The sequence below is a fragment of the Spirosoma terrae genome (genome assembly GCF_010435915.1).
GTDB classification, from domain to species: domain Bacteria; phylum Bacteroidota; class Bacteroidia; order Cytophagales; family Spirosomataceae; genus Spirosoma; species Spirosoma terrae.
Genome location: NZ_JAAFZH010000007.1, coordinates 116400 through 135471, shown reverse-complemented (window position 1 = coordinate 135471; position 19072 = coordinate 116400). Strand labels below are relative to the sequence as shown.

The following is a 19072-nucleotide window of genomic DNA, read 5'->3' as shown; positions in this document are numbered from 1 at the left end:
GTTAAGCTACTTTCTCCTTAACCACTTCAGCCGACTTTTCTACTGCCTGCGTGAAATCGGCGATCAGATCCTCAACCGCTTCCAGACCAACCGAAATCCGGATCAGGCCGGGCGTAATACCCAGTGCTGCTTTTTCGTCCGGCTTCAATTTAGCGTGAGTAGTCGTGTTCGGGTTGGTTACGATGGTACGTGAATCGCCCAGGTTTGATGACAGGGTAGGGATCGTCAACGCATCAAAAAAAGCTTTTACCCGTTCAAAGCCACCTTCCAGCTCGATGGTTATGATCGAACCACCTGCTTTCATCTGGCGTTTGGCCAGTTCGTATTGGGGGTGAGACGGAAGAAATGGATATAACGTTTTCGCTACGTCGGGATGCGCGTCAAGTGCTTCGGCTAATTTCATGGCATTGCTGCAATGACGTTCTACCCGTAACTCCAGCGTTTCCAGACTTTTCGATAGTACCCAGGCATTGAAAGGCGATAAGGATGGCCCTGTATGCCGGGCAAAAAAACGAATCGGCTGCATTAGATCAGCTCGACCCACGACAATACCGCCTAGCACGCGTCCCTGACCATCCATGAGTTTCGTTGCTGAATGGATCGACAGGTCAGCACCGTAATCAATTGGTGTTTGTAGAATGGGTGTCGCGAAGCAGTTGTCGACGCTCAGAATGAACTCATACTTTTGCTTCAGTCGACCAAGCATCTCCAGATCAACCAATTCCAAGCCAGGATTCGACGGCGTTTCCAGATATACCATCCGGGCGGCTGGCTTTCCGTTGTTGGGTTGAATGGCGGCCTCCCAGTCGGCCTCGGTCGCAGTAGCATCAACGTAGGTGTGCGTGATGCCCCATTTGCTCAGAATCTGGGTAATAATCTGGTGCGCAGAACCAAACAATGCCCGACACGCCACAATATGATCGCCTGATTTTAATAAACCTGCCATGCTGGCAAACACGGCCGCCATTCCTGTTCCTGTTGCAATACCTTCTTCAGCGTTTTCCAACATACACACCTTGTCGACAAACTCGGTTACGTTGGGGTTCGAGAAACGGGAGTAGATATTTCCTTCCTCTGTTTCATCGAACAAGGCTTTCCCCTGTTCTGCACTGTCAAAAGCAAAACTGGAGGTCAGATAAAGCGGTACCGAATGCTCGCGATTTTGCGATTTCTTCGCCTGGGTACGGATGGCTTTGGTTTGTTTTTTCATAGACTTATTTGACAGGATTTACAGGATTTCATTTTCTACTTATTAAATCCTGTAAATCCTATCAGAAAAACTTAATAATCTTCCGCAAACTTACTAGGATTACAACAATTCCGACCAGTACCATCATGGATTTCACGGGTAATTTACGCGATAAGTGAGCCGCTATTGGGGCCGCAATCATACCTCCCAGAATGAGTCCAATAATGACCATGCCATAATTGTCCAGACCAGCGTAGAGAGCAAAGACGACGGATGAGGCAAAGGAGACAAAGAACTCGGCTAGGTTAACCGAGCCGATGGTATAGCGCGGATGCCGACCAGCGGCAATCAGGGTAGAGTTAACTATAGGACCCCAGCCTCCACCGCCAATAGCGTCAACAAAACCCCCAAACCAGGCCAGTAGCCCAATTCGGCGGACTGGTTTTTTCTTGGCGCGTTTAACCAATGCTTTTTTGATAATCAGAATACCCAGGATGGCCGTATACACGGAAATAGCCGGAGTTAGGTAGTCGTTAACTGCTTCCAGATCAGCTAGTTTCGTGATTAAAAAAGCCCCCAGCGCGGCACCAATTACCCCCGGTATAAGCACGACTTTAAAGAGTTTGCTGTTGACGTTGCCAAACTTGAGGTGCATATATCCCGAAACGCCACTGGTGAAAATCTCGGAGCTGTGGACGCTGGCGGTGGCAAAAACAGGACTGATACCCACACTGGTCAGAAACGTAGTGGCCGTAACGCCATACGCCATACCAAGCGCTCCGTCGATCATCTGTGCTACAAATCCGGCAGCAATAAAATAAAAGATGTCGGGAGTGATGTCTATGGCTTGAGCAATAACCGTAAGCCGATCCATTGTAAAGTAGCTAAACAGCAAATGCCCGACAATCATCAAGGCAAGGGCTGCAAAGACATAGATCGCTATTTCAGTTCTGTTTCGACGACGTAGTAACGGATTAGAAACAACTTCGGCTGTAATGATCTGGGCGTCAGGAAATAATTCCCGGAGCACATTTGCCTGAACTGTTATATGGTTGATGTCGCCCTGTAAGCTGATTTTCAGGCCGTTTAGGTCGATAGGAAGCGTAGTGTCGGTGGGTGCCCCTGATGCCGGTGTCAACTCAATTTCGTCCGGATTATTCATAGTGATTAAATCCTATCGAGATAATAGATTATTATTCTTGTGAAAAGCGGCACAATGAAGTGCCGCTTTGTTGGATGAAGTATAATACTGCAAAGTTACGTATATACAAGTTGTAAAAACAAATAAAGTATCGATTTCGTAGTAGGACCAACGGTTTCCGATTGGCAATACCGTTATTTTTTCACGGCTTGCCACACTTCCAGCGGTCGGTCGGTCGACATAATATCCGCGCCGTTCTCGGCAAATTTGCGGTATACCTGATTGCCTTTGGCTGCGGCCTGTTTGTCGAGATTGCCCAGGGTTCCCAAAATGCAGGCAATCCCTTTTTGATGGAGAAACTGATATAGCTCAGCATCGGGTTCTTTAACGCCAACGAAGGCTACCATCCGATTATCGGGGATGCCGAGTTCGTGCAAGCGGTCATATTCTGCCCGGTTACGTATTGTGACCGAAATCATTAGACTCGGGTCGAGTTTATTGATTTTGGCTGCATCCTGGGCATTATAGGTAATAATTGCTACGTAGTCCTGCATCTTGGTTTTACGTACCATATCGATCACTTTGTCGAACGAAACGTTACGTTTCACGTCCAATGTGAACGCTACTTTTCCTTTACCCCACATTAGCACCTGTTCCAGTGTCGGAATTTTATAGGGTGTTACGTTACCCATATTGTCTTCCAGACGATAGGCAGCAAGCTCCGCGTAGTTCTTATCAATGAGCTTGCCCGTTCCCGTTGTGGTGCGGTCGAGCGTGGCATCGTGCATCATAACCATGACGCTATCTTTTGTCAGGTCAATATCGCATTCGATAATAACGGGTAACTTTTTGGCCAGGTAGTCAAACGATTCAATGCAGTTTTCAGGATACCCCTTTAAGTCGCCCCCCCCCCGATGCGCCGAGATTTTGGCCAGTGGTTTTTGGGTAGCCTGATTGGCTTTATAACTAAAAAACTCGGGCCCATTACCGGCTGGAATGTTGGTGTACGTTTTTGGCGAGCAGGCAGCAAAGCCAACACTTAAACCAATTAACAAAGCGTATTTATGAATCATAGGTAGTAAGAAACCAAATAAAAATTGAAGGCCAGTCACGCGAGTATAGGAACCGTTTCAATAAGATACGTTGTTGCAGGATCAGAAATGGTTGTTCGATAGTCATTGAACAATAGACCGCATTAGCATCACCGATGTGAAAATAGAAGGACAATGCCAGAATTCATAGTTACGGCGAGGGTAGGTAAACTGCTCTTATTACTACTATAGATGTAAGTTATTGATTCTATCTTAAATGCGCTGTTTATCATAAATACCGACGTAGTATGATTCCCTTTTCAGTTTTGGACCTTTCGCCGATTGTAGCTGGTGATTCAGCTACCCAGGCATTACAAAATTCGCTTGATCTTGCCCAACATGCCGAGAAGCTGGGTTTTAACCGGTATTGGCTGGCGGAGCATCATAATATGCCTGGCATTGCCAGCGCTGCTACGTCGGTCGTGATCGGGTACGTTGCGGGTGGTACGAATACAATCCGGGTGGGATCGGGCGGTATTATGCTCCCGAACCATTCGCCACTTGTTATCGCCGAACAGTTCGGCACGTTGGAGTCTTTATACCCCGGTCGGATCGATTTGGGACTTGGTCGCGCGCCAGGCTCTGATCAGTTGACATCCAGAGCGTTACGTCGGGAAGAGACCAATGTCGATTCATTTCCGCAGGACGTACTGGAATTGCTGAATTACTTTCAGCCCGATGACGATACGAACCAGTTTGTGCAGGCGATACCAGGCATTGGCCTGACTATTCCGGTCTGGATATTGGGTTCAAGCCTATATGGAGCGCAACTGGCTGCGGTGCTCGGATTGCCCTACGCATTTGCATCGCACTTTTCGCCTGCTCAGCTCATGCGGGCGCTGGAAGTTTATCGGTCCCGGTTTAAGCCGTCGCCCTACCTTCAGGAACCCTATGCTATGGTAGCTGCTAACGTAGTGGCTGCCGATACCGACAAGGAAGCGCAGCGCTTGTTTACGTCTGTTCAGCAGCAATTTTTACATATTCGGCGTGGTAAGGCCAGACAAATGCAGCCGCCCGTGGATGATATACGCCAATACTGGCCCGACTTTGAGCTGGCTGGTATTGAACAGGTCCTGAGTTTTTCGGTCGTTGGTTCGCCTGACACGGTGCGGCAGAGGCTGGCCGAGATAATCGATCAGACAAAAGCGAACGAGTTGATCATTTCGGCTCCTATTTTCGATCATCAAGCCAGGAAACGTTCGATTGCCATTGCCGCCCAGGCGCGAGACGCACTAACGGCCCAGACATCTATTGCAGCCGTTGTTTAGAGTTTGCAGGCCAAAATTGCCAAACCGTCAAATGCCATATCTTCGAGATATGGCATTTGACGGTTTGGCAATTTTGGTGAATAGATGAACGTATTAAATCACAACGTTCACAATGCGTTTCGGCACCACTACCACTTTTTTCGGTGATTTACCATCCAGCCATTTCTGGACAATTTCGTCGGCCAGCACTTCTTTCTCGATTTCGGTCGGTGCCCGATCAATGGCGAAGCTGATCGTAGTCCGCACTTTACCGTTGATTTGAATCGGGTACTCAAACGCGTCTTCAACCAGATAATTTGGGTTGAAAACGGGAAACGATGCTTTCGACAAGGTGCCCGGTTCGTGGCCTAGTGCCGCCCACAACTCTTCGGTAATGTGTGGTGCATAAGGAGAGAGAATCAGTATCAGGTCCTGCAAAATAGCCCGCTTACGGCAATTCAAGGCCGTCAACTCATTCACACAGACCATAAAGGCACTTACCGACGTATTGAACGAATAGGCTTCAATGTCGTTTTCGGCCTTTTGAATGGCTTTGTGCAGAATTTTTAGCTCGGCAGGAGTAGGTTGTTCGTCGGTAACGATCCACTCGCTTTCCCCAGCCGCATTGTCCTTGTAGAACATCCGCCAGAATTTACGGATGAAGCGGTGAACGCCGTCGATACCATTGGTATTCCAGGGTTTTGCCTGCTCCAGCGGACCCAGGAACATTTCATAGAGACGTAGTACGTCGGCGCCGTATTTCTCGACGATGTCGTCGGGGTTCACGACGTTGAACTTCGACTTCGACATTTTCTCGACCTCTGCTCCGACAACGTAACGTCCGTCTGGTTCCAGCACAAATTCAGCGGGTTCTCCCGTTGAATTTGTTGTCAGGTCAGGACGTGCCTTTCTGAAAGCCTCAATATCCAGTACGTCGTTATTGACGATATTGACGTCGACATGAAGCGGGGTCACTTCCTGATCGCCTACCTGATTGAGTGACAGAAAAACAGGAGCTTTACCGTCAACGCCGGTCCCTTTTAACCGATACACAAAGTTCGACCGGCCCTGAATCATGCCCTGGTTGATCAGTTTTTTGAATGGTTCTTCCTGCGGTACGTACCCGCGATCCTTCAGGAATTTATTCCAGAATCGGCTATAAAGCAGGTGCCCAGTAGCATGCTCTGTTCCGCCAATGTACAGATCCACGTTCTGCCAGTAGTCGATTGCTTCTTTCGACGCGAAAGCCTCCTTATTTTGAGGGTCCATGTACCGATACCAGTACCAGGAAGAGCCCGCCCAGCCCGGCATGGTGCTCAATTCGTATTCGTACTCGCCCTTGTATTTCCAGTCCTCAGCCCGACCCAGCGGGGGCTCGCCGGTTTCGGTGGGTAGGTATTTATCGATAGCGGGCAACTCTAGTGGCAGATCACTTTCGTCGATCAGGTACGGCAAACGACCCGTCGAACCGCCCTCTTTAAAGTAAACCGGTACGGGCTCACCCCAATAGCGCTGGCGGCTAAATACAGCGTCGCGCATACGGAAGTTGACTTTTCCGTTTCCAAGGCCGCGTTCTTCCAGCCAGGCAATCAGAGTTGCCGTTGCTTCCTTGTAGGTCATTCCATTGATGATGCCGGAATTGATATAGTGACCTTCTTTTGTATTATCGGCCTGTTTATCAATATCTTTTTGCGCATCCAGAATCGGAATGATGGGCAAACCAAAATGAGTCGCAAACGTCCAGTCGCGCTGATCGCCCGACGGAACGGCCATCACGGCCCCGGTACCATAACCGGCCAATACGTAGTCGGCCAGGTAGATAGGGACTTTTTCGCCACTGAATGGGTTAAGGCAATAACTACCCGTGAATACACCCGAAACCGTTTTCGTATCGGACATACGATCCCGTTCAGAGCGCATTTTGGCGGCATTCACGTAGGTGTCAACCGCTTCCTGCTGTTCTGGAGTGGTCAACTCAGCCACCAACTCGTGTTCTGGTGCCAGAACCATGAACGTAACGCCGTAGATCGTATCGACACGGGTGGTGAACACCTCAATCGATTTCGACGAATCCTGAATCGCGAACCGTACGCTGGCCCCAACGGATTTGCCGATCCAGTTACGTTGTTGTTCTTTCAGGGATTCGGTCCAGTCGATGGTGTCCAGCCCGGTCAGTAGACGATCGGCATAGGCTGTTATGCGCATCATCCATTGGCGCATCAGTTTCTGCTCAACCGGATAACCCCCGCGTTCAGAAACTCCATCTTTAACTTCATCATTAGCCAACACTGTTCCTAATGCCGGACACCAGTTCACAACGGCGTCGGCCAGAAACGTCAGGCGATATTTTAGGGAAATTTCGTATTGTTCCTCTTCACTTTTGGCGTTCCATTCATCGGCCGTAAACGTTGGTACGTCTTCATCGCACGCAGCCTGAATACCAGCCGTTCCGGTAGCAGAAAACTTGGCAAACAGCGTGTCAATAGGTTCTGCCTTATCTGTTTCTTTATTGTACCAACTGCGGAACAGCTCCATGAAGATCCACTGCGTCCATTTGTAATAAGACGGATCAGACGTGCGCACTTCGCGGGTCCAGTCGTAGCTGAAACCAATATTTTTGAGTTGCTCGATGTAGCGGGCCAGGTTTTGCTCGGTCGTGATGGCCGGATGCTGCCCCGTTTGAATAGCATACTGTTCGGCGGGCAAACCAAACGAATCAAAGCCCATCGGATGCAGTACGTTATAGCCCTTAAGCCGTTTGTAGCGCGAAACGATATCGGAGGCAATGTAGCCCAGTGGGTGACCTACGTGCAGTCCCGCACCGGATGGGTAGGGAAACATGTCGAGTACGTAGTACTTCGGTTTGTTTGAATGGTCTTCTGGTTGGTAGGTATGCTTCTCGTCCCAGAACCGTTGCCATTTCTGCTCGGTCTGGCGGTGATTGTACTCCATATGTACGGATAAAATTGCTGCGGAAATATGGGCAAAGATACCATTTTTTGGCCGTTCTGCCTGCTAATGGTTGCTAGAAGGCTATTTCTGGGCTGTCAATCGGTCTTTCAGGCTGCTACGTAGCCGCTTGATCAACAACAAAGTCGATTATCGAGCATCTAAACTCAAAATCAATACCTCAGAAATCGTTCACCGTTACCCAGCGCTTATAAAGAGGGTCGGCATCCACTTTACCCTGCGACAAGTAAAGCGTTTGCCAGGGCGATTGGGTACGTAGCAATCCACAGTCTCATAAACCTTGTTTTATGGCAAACTGAATCAGATCGGCTACTTTGCTGATATTCAGCTTAAAGTAAATATTTTTTCGGTGAGTTTTAATGGTTTCTATGCTCAGGTTTAACTGCTCGGCAATTTGCTCGCTGCTTAATCCCTGGCAGATGAGCCGGATTATTTCGACCTCCCGAAACGTCAGATTCAGCCGACGGGCAAAGTCGTCATTGAACGGATCGTTCATGGGGCTGCTTTCGGGGTCGTCCAGCTTAAAAAAAGTCCCTCCACTCAATACCGTACGGATACCTGTTAACAGTTGGTCGGTCGTTGCTTCTTTAAGCAGGTAACCCTGCAGGCCTGCCCGCCGTGCTTCTTCCAGCAGTTTAGGCTGGTTGTACATCGTCAGTAGTATTACCCGTAGTCCCGTGAACTGGCGGATCAACTGTATACCCAGGTCAATGCCGTTTGTTCCCTGTAGATTAATGTCCAGCAATACCAGTTGAGGATGAAAGCGATGAACGGCAGACAGGGCATCGGTCGCTGTGAATACTTGCCCACACACAGTCAGATCGGGCTGGGCATCCAGTAAGCTTTTTAGACCATCGTTAAACAGCCGATGATCATCAATTAAGAGTAGACGGTTAGGAGGAGCCATGGGACGGCGTTACGTAAGGAATATCGAGCACGATCAGCGTACCGGCTTCCGTTACGTCCCTACGTAGCCGCGCTCCAATATATTCGGCCCGTAAACTACTATTTTTCAGGCCAAGACCCGCCACAATCTCCTTCTTTTTTGTTGCCTGGCTGCCGAGCCCGTTATCTTCGACCGTCACCGACAGATAATCCTCATAGTAAAGCAGTTGCACGGCGGCTTGCTCAGCTTCGGCGTGTTTATGGATGTTCTGTACTAATTCGGAAATAATTCGATACAAATTCAGTTCGACATCCAATGGTAACCGTCGTTCCTGACCCGCTACCACAAATGAAAATCGGGTGGGGCGCATCGGTTGACTCTGTACCAGCTGGTCGAGAGCGTGTCGCAGGCCCAGTCGGTCAAATTCGGGGGGCATCAGATTATGAGCAATCCGCCGGAGATCATACGTACTTTTTTGTACCAGCGGTTCAAGCTGAGCGAGCGCTTCAGTAGCCATAGGATCACGTAGCCGCAGACGGAGATCTCCCAATCGGCGTCTTAGCGTCGCCAGCGTACCACCAAGGTCATCGTGCAGGTCAGCCGCCAGCCGTCGACGTTCGGCTTCCTGGGCGTTTATTACCTGCGTTGTTGTCTGGTTACGTTCCTGGGCCAGATCCAGTTGAAGGTTGAGGTTCTGTTGTCGGAAGCGGTTATACCGCATGGTCAGGCCAAAAGCCAGCGTGATTTGTTCCAGCAGAAAGCCTGGCAGCAGCCAGTTGGTGGTGTAGTGTCCTCCATTTAATACGTTCAGTAGAGTCAGTGTGTAGACGATGGTGCCCAGGATGGTGAAACTAAGAGCTGCTACGTATACATAGGCGGCTTCATTCTTCTTTCGAATTTGTTCGGTGAATATTGCTACCACAAGAATGGTATTGGCGATGATCCAGGTTACAAGCAGAAATTCACCTAGCTTAAGAATAAATACTGGTAGTTGTTGCTGTTGATATAAGGCGATGGAACAACCTACCCAAGACAAAATCAGGATATACCACGCTAACCAGGTTGTGGCCTTTGCATACTGGCTGGTTGCTGGATTGAGTCCCAGAAAGCGTTTCATCAGAAACAGGTTGGTGCTGGCCCAAAGCGCCGATAACATGGTCAGCATAAGTGAATTACTGTACAGTAACTCGGGCCATATAAACTCAAAGCCATAGCCAAGACTACTAAGCACAAAGACTGTAGTAGAAGCCAGGTGAGCCATAAAAAATAGGTGCACCGAATCTTTAAGAGAAAGCCAGAGTAGAAAGTTGAAGAGAAAAATAAACCCGGCCATGCCGAGGAAAAAGGCAATCAGTGCGGTATCGAGCCGAACGGTCTGTAAAAATTTGTCGGATGAAGAGAGGGTCAGGTTTCCCGAAATGAACTCATCCCGCTTGTCGAGGAGAACCATAATTTCGGATTGTTCGCCCGCTTGAAGTGGAATAGGAATTGCAAAATAATTAATCCTGATCGGGCGATCCGAAAACGGGAAGGCATCGCCCATAAGGGCTAATGTATCGATCTGGCCATTCCGTCGGCGAAAACACTGAAGGCGGTGTATATCAACACGATCGAGCTGAAAGACGACGGTCTGAGCACCTCCTGTATTCATCAACTTGAAATACAACCACACATAGTTAGGCTCAAGACCCAGATTGAGGTGTTGTTTCGTAAGACGGATAGTGGGCGATGTTTTGGCAGCCGCAAAAGCCTGCGAAGGGGTAAGCCACGATGCTGGCCTAAATAGTAAAAGATGGTTTTGTAGTGGCCAATCTGGTTCATTCCCAATCTGGATTGGCTCAACTGACTGTGACCAGCCCACAAGTGCGGTTAGCCACAGGTAGCTAATAATCAGGCCTTTTGTCATCGAAGCGGATTTGCGTAGCCAAAGATATTTTTTGGTGACTAAGTTCAAAATACCACAAAAGTGGTATTGCCTCTCGCAGGGTTTTTCAGTCACCTTTGTTCTGAGCTTTCTGCTACTATCCACACAAACAACCATGAAAACACAACTCGTAAGAAGCTATCTGAGCGTTTATCTGTCAATTTTATCGCTACTCTTTATTACTGGAAGCTGCGATCAGAAAGAGCCTACTCCCAAACCTGTCGCTTTTTTCGGCTATTCACCTACCACGAATTTAGTAGCCCCGGTAACTATTTCTTTCGCTAACAAATCCAACAATTCGACCAGTTATGTCTGGACGTACGGTACTGGCCAAACTGCCACCAGCAACGATCTTACGCTGACGTTTAGTGCTGGTGGGGTTTATACCATTACGCTCGCAGCCAAAGGCGAGGGGGGAACCGATACGTATTCGCAAACAATTTACATTGATAGTCCACCTGTTGCTAAGCCACCTACTGCTGGTTTTACGTATTCTCCCTCCCAAAATTTAGTGGCTCCGGCAATAGTTTCGTTTTCCAATACGTCGTCAAATGCCAGTGGCTATAAATGGGATTTTGGAGATGGTACTACGTCTACGCAAACGAACCCAACCAAACAGTTTACGAAGGATGGTTCCTATACGGTTAAACTGGTCGCAACAGGAGCAGGCGGCTCGGCTGAAACCTCAAAAAATCTGGTTATTGGAAAAGCCGCTACTACCGGACAAGCTGTATTCTGGACGAGCCAGTCAACCGGATGGAATAGTATAGACGTAACAGTTGATGGTACGGCTGCTGGTACCATTACAGGCTACTACAATTCTGCCCCGAACTGCGGTGCCAGCGTAACCGTAACTCGTCCGCCTGGTACGTACGCTTACACGGCCAGAAGCAATACGGGGGTTACCTGGAGTGGAAATATTACCATTACAGAGAATCAATGCAGTACTATGCGTTTAAATTTCCCCGATACGCCCGCAACCAATACTAACTGCGATTGGAATAAGTATACGAATTCGGAGTCATTAACCGTAGAATCGAAATGGGGAGGCTGTGGAGCGGATGGGTTATCCATCAAGATTACTAACAAGACAAATGTGAAATTGAATTGCTATTTCTGTATGGAGTATAAAAATGGTAAATGGGACTGTGGGGCATCTACAATTAATGCAGGAGCATATCATACAAGTTGGAGTTGTGAAAATACCGGCAAAGTCAAAGTATGGGCAATAGATAATGATGTATTCAACAAAAATAATTGTCCTTACCCCAAGCCTTGATCAAGTTTATTTTGCATTTGACAATAGTATGATTGACGAATAAATAATACCTGATTAGTTATACATACTCAAGAAAAGAAAAAATCAACAATACTACTTTATCTTGCGGGGTCCATTCGGTGAGGTATTCGGGTGGACCCCGCCATGCGCACGAATACAATCGGATACGTACTGCTTTTTCTATTAACGGCTGGGCTGGCTAGTCTGGCCGTTGGTGATTTTACGATGCCCATGTCGGATGGTAACGACACTGATCAGTATGAGTATGTAGGTTATTTTTTCTGGAAGAACGTAACACTATGGCCTTTCCCCCAACTGAAGCTGATCAATACCCAGACCTTTTATCCCTATGGCACCAATCAGGTGTTTCTGGACTGGGGGTTTGAGCGCGATTACTGGTACGCAATCTGTTACTGGCTGTTTGGCGGAGCCGGGCCGTATCTGCAATTCTACTACGTATATAGTCTGGTGTTAACGGCCATCGGTACGTTTGCGCTAATGTCTCCTCGCTTTGGTCGGGTTAAAGCCTTTGTTCTGGCACTCGTTGTTTCCGTTTTCAACTTCTACGCGATCTGGAAATTCCCCGTCCACATGAACGTCTGTATTAATCACTGGACGGTTTTGTGCATGGTTGCTACGTATCGGCTGTTGCTGGACGTAGTAGCGCGAAAAGCCGTTTCGTTAGCTTATATAGTATTTTGGGTATGGTTACATGTTCAGGTATTGGGGCAGGAATTAGCCTACGTAGCCGGGTTTGCGCTAACGTTAACCACGCTGACCATACCTGTTCTGATGGTGTTATTATATCGGCAATTCCCTGTGGTACGGGAGTGGCCAGCGTTAATTCGACGCTATGTTAGTAGCCAATACCAATCACGCAAACGGTTGATTCTTGGTTTGCTCGCGCTGATTGCGATTAGCGCATGGCTGTATCTGCCGCTTACGCTTCAGATTGCTTTTACGGCTTGGGAGTTTGACTTTGCCAGCGTTCCCGAACTACGGGCCTGGTCACATCCACTACGGTTATTTATTCCGCATTTGCCTTCACTGAACACCTACTCGGTTGACTACCAGTCGTATTTTCGCGATACGTTCGAAAGCTATGCGCAGGGAAGCCCAGGATTGTATTTGGTCGTGCTGGCTGTAGTAGGATGGTGGCAGATTCGCCGGCGGGTGGCTTTGTGGTTACCGCTGGTAGTTATGCTGATTCTGTGTCTGATCTATCATCCGGTTTTGGTGCCTACCCTGAAAATTTTTCCGTGGTTTAGCTTTAACCGACACGGTGGACGGGCCAGTTTGGTTTATCCCGTTTTATTGAGCCTTCTTGCCTTAAACGTTTCGTGGCCGCGCTATCGGATTGGGCAAGCGATGGTCGGCTTATTAGTCGTGCTGATGGGTTTAGAATGGTATTTTGGCTTTTATCAAAAACCACAAATGCCCGATAAAGCTGTTTCCCGGAGTGTACTTCAGTACTGTTCTATCGTAAAAAAACAATCCGGCGAGGCTGTTCTCGACTGGCCTTTTTGCGTAGTTGGGGCCGATGGTGTAGGGGATAAGGAAGGATTATGTCCGTATTACGAGCAGCAAAATGCCAACTTTACTTTCCGACGATTCTACAATAAAAGTGTAGTGGGACAATATTTTGGCCGGTTACATCCCGATCAGATTCAACCGTTTCTGCGCGATGGATGGCCTCGTCTGTTGACGCCTAACCGCGACTTTTCTGAGCAGGACTGGCAGTTTTTACATTCATTCCTACGCAAAAACGACTTTGCGGGTATCAATCTTTATCTGGATTTATTGACTCCTTCCCAAATAGCCGGTTTTTATCGTCATTTCGGCCAGCCAATTGCCCAAACACGTTTTCCCGCAACGGGTCGGGTTGTTTTTATTCCTCTACAGAGTGCGGCTAAAAAGTCGATATAAACTGACACGTTTCGTGTTGTTTCTGCGTATTGATGGTAGAATAGCCCAATTCCGACAACTGCATGATGTGATTGTGTACGCTTCTCGTTAGACTTTACTTTTTACCTGATTCCGTACATAATCATGCGACGATATCTTTCGCTTGCAACACTGACCAATGTTGCTCTCATTGGCTTTAGTGTGCTTGGCTGTCAGAGTGACAGCGAGTTAGAGCCAACCTATTCTGCTGATTGCCTGGTAAAAGCCTCCGCCAACAGTGGGCAAACCCTTTCGGGGGCTTATATCGTTACGTATCGGCCAACCCAAACGCTGCCTGTTGCGCCAGGAGCACGCGTGGCGGCTGCCGAAGCACTTACTGTGCAGTTCCTGTCCAGCAGGAAAATAGCTAACGTTCAGACCGATGTGCTGGCATCGGGTGAGCAAACTACCTTTCTGGCGCACCTGACAGAATCAGAGTCGCAGCAACTTAAACAGGACCCTGCTGTAACGCTGGTAGAACCCGACCGGATCATGTCGATTTGCAGCTGCGTCGATGTGGCCACTACGTCGACGCTCACCTGGAATGTTGCGCAGACCGGATACGGTCGGGGCGATGTTCAGACGACTAAAACCGTTTGGGTAATCGACACCGGGATTGATCTTGATCACCCTGACTTGAATGTCGATACAGGACGTAGCAAATCGTTTGTGAGTGGCAATACGTCTGCCGATGATGAGAACGGGCATGGTACGCACGTAGCAGGGATCATCGGGGCGAAGAATAATACGATTGGTATAACGGGTATAGCTTCCGGCGCTACGTTGGTGTCGCTACGTGTTTTAGACGATGAGGGAGAAGGTCGATTGTCGGGTATTATTCAGGCCGTCAATTACGTGGTACAGAATGGAAAGTCGGGCGATGTCGTTAATATGAGTCTGGGTGGCGAAGGGATCTCCGCAACGCTCGAACGAGCCATACTTCAGGGAGCCAATGCCGGTATTCTGTTTGCCATAGCCGCCGGAAACGAAGGTAAAGACGTAGCGAATTATTCACCGGCGCGGGTTAACCATACCAACGTGTTTACGGTGTCGGCAATGAACCAGAACAATCAGTTTGCTTCGTTCTCTAACTTCGGAAGTAGTGTCGACGTATGTGCCTACGGCGTTCGCATCACATCGACCTATATGAATGGCCGTTACGCTACGTTGAGTGGTACGTCGATGGCAGCGCCCCACGTGTCGGGACTTTTACTGATTCGGGGTGGTCAGTTGCCGACCCACGGAACGGTTTCCGGCGATCCCGACGGAACGCCCGACCCTATGGCGGGTGAAGGAACAGAATTGTAGGGTTTGGGTTTATGGTCTATTGTTTCTAGTTTATGGTTGCAATGGGGTTCATCCTCAACAACGATAAACTAAAAACAATAGACTATAAACCAGAAACCAGAACCAATAGAATGGACACTCTTGCGGGACTTCGCCAGCGACTTGATGAAATAAACCCACTGTCAGACGAGCAATGGAGTCGTTTTGCTGCTATCGTTGAACCCGTCGAGTATCCGAAAAATGCGTTTCTGATTCAGGCGGGCCAGGTGGAGCGCTACATATATTACCTCAATGAAGGAATGGTCCGTTTGTCGCTGACGGAGAATGGCAAAGACATATCGATTGACTTTGTGTTCAGCAACAACTTTGCTTCGGCCTATTCTTCGTTTCTGACAGGTCAGCCAACTGCCTTTTCTATTCAGGCGCTGACTACCGTTCGGGCGTTTCGGTTTAGTCGGGTGGGGTTGCTGCAGTTATATGACGAATCACATCCTGCCGAACGTATTGGGCGAATCATTGCCGAACAGGCGTTTCTTCGTAAGACCAGTCGCGAAGTATTGTTCCTGACCAGTACAGCCAAGCAACGCTACGTTCAGCTCATCGAACAAAACCCGACTCTGGTACAAACCATTTCGGTTCGGCATCTGGCATCCTATCTGGGTATCGAACCCGAAAGCTTGAGCCGTATTCGACGTGATATTTGATTTGCTAACAAATGTTAGTGGATAGGAGCGAGGAGCACAGGAACTTTGCCCGACCAAATTAATTCGGAACTTGTTATGGCCTTCTTGTCGGGTTTATTATCAATTGCGGCCTTGCTCTACGGGGCTGGCTGGCTTACGCAGACAACGTTTCTGCTCAATCTACAGCACGATGCTTTATTGTCGGCGGCTAGTATGTTTGTCATGATTGGCCTGATGCATCTTCGCAAGCCAGAAAAGTTGACGTACATGATCGACAATTTTCTGCCAAATGCCCGACTGCTCGTATTGCTGTCGGGAGTAGCCGAAATAGGTTTAGGCCTTGGCCTGTTGTTACCTGTAACTCGCGTGTGGTCGGCCTGGGGATTGATTATACTATTGATTGCGATGTTCCCGGCTAATATCAATGTAGCTGTAAAGCAATTACCTCCGCCCGGTGGCTTGCCCGCAAAACCCTGGTACGTCTGGTCGCGGCTTTTGTTTCAGCCGGTGTATATTCTCTGGATTTGGTATGCTGCGTTATATTAAAAAACGCATACGTCGAGAAGGGTTTTCCTTGAAGCTGTTCAACCTTTTGCTTTGATAGAATTTTTGTCCTTCCGTGGAAGGAGGAATCTTCGAATTATGCACTAGAACAACCTTCGGGTGTAGGTTCCTGCTTCGTCGGAAGGACAAAAGATAGCGATCAATAGTTGATTTTAGAAGGTTTAAACAGCCTCCTTGCCTGCGTATTCTTTTTTAAGTCTATTCCGACACCACGATAATTGGAGCTACTTCTTCCGGGTCATTGTCGGGCGAAGCTTTTTTTTGCTTAAGTGCTTTTCGGGCGGCTTTCTTCAACGTAACGTCATACAGATCGGTCCGGCGGTCTTTCAACACCTGTACGGAACCGTGTTCATGAAGTTCTTTTAACAGGCTGAGGTCGATGTCGGCAATCAGTACCATTTCGGTATTTGTGGTCGCTTCTGCTTTTACTGCGTTCGTGGGGAACTGGAAGTCAGAGGGCGTAAAGACTGCCGACTGCGCATAGTTAATATCCATGTTGTGGACTTTTGGCAGATTGCCGACGCAGCCCGAAATAGCCACGTAGCACTCGTTCTCAATGGCTCTGGCCTGCGCACAATGCCGCACCCGTGAGTAGCCATTTTGCGTATCGGTCAGGAACGGGACGAATAAAATCTGCATGCCCTGCTGCGACAGAATACGGCCCAGTTCCGGGAACTCGACGTCGTAACAAATCAGCATACCAATCTTACCACAGTCCGTATCGAACGCCCGGATTTCGTTGCCGCCGACCATGCCGTAGTGTTTCACTTCATTGGGCGTAATATGGATCTTCCGGTATTCTTCCCACGAACCATCCCGGCGACAGAGGTATGCTACGTTGTATAGTTTCCCATCTTCATCGACGAGCGGCATACTTCCGCCAACGATGTTGACATTGTAGGAAATGGCCAGTTCGCACAATTTTTCGCGGACAGGTATAGTGTAGTCGGCGAGTTTTCGAATCGCTACCGGCTCGGGCAGATCGTTGAAATCGGCCATGAGTGGCGTATTGAAAAACTCCGGCAACACCATAAAGTCGGCCCGGTAGTCGCTCACGGCATTGACGAAAAACTCAACCTGATCCAGAAACGAATGCAGATTCTTGAACAAGCGCATTTGCCACTGAATCACGCCCAACCGGATAATCGAATCCGTATGCGGTTTTTTGTCTTTTTCTGCTACGTAGTAGATATTGTTCCATTCCAGTAACGTAGCATATTCCTTCGACTCGCTATCGCCGGGCAGGTATCCACGTAGCACTTTCTTAACGTGGAAATCATTTGAAAGCTGGAAGGTTAGCGTCGGGTCGTAAATCTCTTTTTGTTTAACCTTGGCAATGTATTCGCGGGGACTTAATTCATCGGCGTATTTATTATAGTTCGGAATACGGCCACCCGCCAGAATACCTTTTAGATTTAATTGCTCACAAAGCTCCTTCCGGGCGTCATAAAGCCGACGGCCGAGTCGCAGGTCGCGATAATCCGGGTGAACAAACACTTCAATGCCGTACAGATAGTCACCTTCATCGCTATGCGTTTTGAACGTATAGCCACCCGTGATTTCATTGTAGGTGTGATTGTCGCCGAAACGGTCATACTTGACCCGAATGGCCAGGGCAATAGCCACTGCCTTCCCGTCGACTTCCACGCAAAACTGCCCTTCGGGAAAGATGGACAGCAATTTATTGATTGAACTTTTAGGCCAGTAGTCGCCACCAATCCCGCTGTAGACCTCAATCATGGTTACTTTGAGGTCATGATAATCTTCTTTCTGTAAGTGTCTGGTTTGTATGTGCATTTTCTCGTAGTTGTGATCGTGGACAAGACTGTCCTATACTGTAGCGATCAGCCGCTTCTCCAGCTCCGCAATCATGTCATCGGTTAAATCCAGATGCGTAACGAAGCGCACCAGCTGTTTACCGAAAACGGAGGCTCTGATTCCTTTGTCCGCTAATTGTGCAACGTAATCGGCGGCTAAGAGGTTTGCCGATAGCCTGAAAATTACGATGTTGGTTTCGATCGGCAGAATTTCGTCAATCTCGGGAAGTCGTTCGAGCAGGGCCCCAATTTTTCGGGCGCGGGCGTGGTCGATCTTGAGCCGATCAATGTGATGGTCCAGGGCATAAATACCGGCTGCGGCCAGAAATCCGGCTTGCCGCCAACCGCCACCCATCAGTTTACGGTACCGCCGGGCCTGACGGATCATATCAGCCTTGCCGAGCAATAGGGAACCGACCGGACAACCGAGTCCTTTTGACAGACAGATGCTTATGGAGTCGAATAGTTGACCATACGCTTCGGTTGGTTCGCCGGTTTCGACCAGCGCATTGAACAGACGGGCACCATCGAGGTGAAGAATGAGCCCATATTCAGTGCAAACCTGACGGATAGCGGCAATTTCCGGTACGGTATAATAGCAACCACCACCTTTATTGATCGTATTTTCGAGTACAACCAGTCGCGACAGGGGTTTGTGCATATCATCAGGACTATAGATGTACTCGCGGATCAGATCGGGCGTCAGTTTGCCCCGTTCGCCGTGCGCCAGACTGGCCGAGGCCAGGGCATTGACCGAAATGCCGCCACCTTCGTATTGATACACGTGGGAAAGATAATCGCAGATAACATCGTCGCCGGGACGAGTATGCGTGCGAATGGCAAGCTGGTTGGTCATTGTTCCCGAAGCGCAGAACAAGGCTGCTTCCATACCAAACATAGCCGCAGCTTTGGCTTCAAGTGCATTGACGGTTGGGTCATCGCCGAAAACATCATCGCCCAGCTGGGCCGAAAACATAGCCTCGCGCATGGCGGGCGTGGGTTGAGTAACTGTGTCGCTACGTAGGTCAATCGTCATACAACAAAGTTCGC

At 48.8% G+C, this 19072-nt stretch carries 14 protein-coding genes; 6 read left to right on the top strand and 8 right to left on the bottom strand.

Going from position 1 to position 19072, the window contains the following annotated elements; all coding sequences use genetic code 11:
* Position 1: 1 nt before the first annotated feature.
* The 3 genes from GK108_RS16875 to GK108_RS16865 all read right to left on the bottom strand — a co-directional run bounded on the left by GK108_RS16875 (position 2) and on the right by GK108_RS16865 (position 3403).
* Entirely contained in the window at positions 2-1210 is a 1209-nt protein-coding gene (locus tag GK108_RS16875; protein WP_163950962.1) for a trans-sulfuration enzyme family protein, read from the bottom strand.
* 61 nt (positions 1211-1271) lie between these two features.
* The gene (locus GK108_RS16870) at positions 1272-2351 is read right to left on the bottom strand and encodes a sulfite exporter TauE/SafE family protein (RefSeq protein WP_163950959.1); all 1080 of its coding nucleotides are present in this window, start codon (positions 2349-2351) and stop codon (positions 1272-1274) included.
* Positions 2352-2524: 173 nt separating this feature from the next.
* A complete protein-coding gene (locus GK108_RS16865) occupies positions 2525-3403 on the bottom strand; it encodes a glycerophosphodiester phosphodiesterase family protein (RefSeq protein ID WP_163950956.1) in 879 nt (292 codons plus the stop codon).
* Positions 3404-3669: 266 nt separating this feature from the next.
* On the opposite strand from GK108_RS16865, the gene GK108_RS16860 reads away from it, so the two are divergent.
* Positions 3670-4689, top strand: a complete 1020-nt coding sequence (locus GK108_RS16860; protein ID WP_163950953.1) for an LLM class flavin-dependent oxidoreductase — start codon at positions 3670-3672, stop codon at positions 4687-4689.
* Positions 4690-4782: 93 nt separating this feature from the next.
* Here GK108_RS16860 and leuS read toward each other — a convergent pair whose 3' ends face one another.
* The 3 genes from leuS to GK108_RS16845 all read right to left on the bottom strand — a co-directional run bounded on the left by leuS (position 4783) and on the right by GK108_RS16845 (position 10430).
* On the bottom strand, positions 4783-7620 hold the full coding sequence (leuS, locus tag GK108_RS16855) for a leucine--tRNA ligase (RefSeq protein ID WP_163950951.1): 2838 nt from the start codon (positions 7618-7620) through the stop codon (positions 4783-4785).
* Between the two features lie 289 nt (positions 7621-7909).
* The gene (locus tag GK108_RS16850; RefSeq protein ID WP_163950932.1) at positions 7910-8545 is read right to left on the bottom strand and encodes a response regulator; all 636 of its coding nucleotides are present in this window, start codon (positions 8543-8545) and stop codon (positions 7910-7912) included.
* Positions 8532-10430 (bottom strand): sensor histidine kinase, encoded by a 1899-nt coding sequence (locus GK108_RS16845; RefSeq protein ID WP_163950927.1) that lies wholly within the window; start codon positions 10428-10430, stop codon positions 8532-8534. The genes GK108_RS16850 and GK108_RS16845 overlap by 14 nt, the downstream gene beginning before the upstream one ends.
* Before the next feature lie 133 nt (positions 10431-10563).
* On the opposite strand from GK108_RS16845, the gene GK108_RS31400 reads away from it, so the two are divergent.
* The 5 genes from GK108_RS31400 to GK108_RS16820 all read left to right on the top strand — a co-directional run bounded on the left by GK108_RS31400 (position 10564) and on the right by GK108_RS16820 (position 16187).
* A complete protein-coding gene (locus tag GK108_RS31400; protein WP_163950922.1) occupies positions 10564-11727 on the top strand; it encodes a PKD domain-containing protein in 1164 nt (387 codons plus the stop codon).
* 144 nt (positions 11728-11871) lie between these two features.
* Positions 11872-13653 carry a hypothetical protein gene (locus GK108_RS16835; RefSeq protein ID WP_163950917.1) on the top strand — a complete coding sequence of 594 codons (1782 nt, stop codon included), beginning with the start codon at positions 11872-11874 and terminating at the stop codon, positions 13651-13653.
* Positions 13654-13776: 123 nt separating this feature from the next.
* Positions 13777-14979: a S8 family peptidase gene (locus GK108_RS16830; RefSeq protein ID WP_163950911.1), complete on the top strand. Its 1203-nt coding sequence runs from the start codon at positions 13777-13779 to the stop codon at positions 14977-14979.
* 110 nt (positions 14980-15089) lie between these two features.
* Positions 15090-15662, top strand: a complete 573-nt coding sequence (locus tag GK108_RS16825; RefSeq protein WP_163950905.1) for a Crp/Fnr family transcriptional regulator — start codon at positions 15090-15092, stop codon at positions 15660-15662.
* Positions 15663-15737: 75 nt separating this feature from the next.
* Entirely contained in the window at positions 15738-16187 is a 450-nt protein-coding gene (locus GK108_RS16820; RefSeq protein ID WP_163950902.1) for a DoxX family protein, read from the top strand.
* Positions 16188-16403: 216 nt separating this feature from the next.
* On the opposite strand, the gene GK108_RS16815 is transcribed toward GK108_RS16820, so the two are convergent.
* Entirely contained in the window at positions 16404-18002 is a 1599-nt protein-coding gene (locus tag GK108_RS16815; RefSeq protein WP_163950899.1) for a bifunctional GNAT family N-acetyltransferase/carbon-nitrogen hydrolase family protein, read from the bottom strand.
* A gap of 33 nt (positions 18003-18035) precedes the next feature.
* Positions 18036-19058, bottom strand: a complete 1023-nt coding sequence (locus GK108_RS16810; protein ID WP_163950896.1) for a threonine aldolase family protein — start codon at positions 19056-19058, stop codon at positions 18036-18038.
* Between the last annotated feature and the right edge of the window lie 14 nt (positions 19059-19072).